This is a genomic window from Psychrobacter sp. 16-MNA-CIBAN-0192 (genome assembly GCF_040309565.1).
GTDB lineage: Bacteria > Pseudomonadota > Gammaproteobacteria > Pseudomonadales > Moraxellaceae > Psychrobacter.
Window position 1 is genome coordinate 1 of the sequence record NZ_JBEOOX010000789.1, and the last position, 230, is coordinate 230.

Genomic DNA, 230 nt, shown 5'->3' on the forward strand with positions numbered 1-230 from the left:
TACAAAAATGAGCTTAAGTCGCGTGGTGTTGATGAAGGCACCATCTTGGCGCTTAAAAAACAGATCCGCGATCTTGAAGCCTGCATCAGTAATGCTGAACAACGCCGCAGTGAAGTGCTGCGTTTTGATGATTGGTATCAACATACCTGGCTTGTTCGAAAGCCTAAAGTGCAAATGCAATTAACTGATGTTAAGCGCGCTACGCTGGAATTGGAGCAACTGCTAAAAGC

At 45.2% G+C, this 230-nt stretch carries 1 protein-coding gene; it reads left to right on the top strand.

Translation table 11 applies throughout. The annotated features are described in order from the left end of the window. A partial coding sequence (locus AAEY78_RS15225; protein WP_352340375.1) for an ATP-binding protein occupies positions 1 to 230 on the top strand: 230 nt, incomplete at both ends.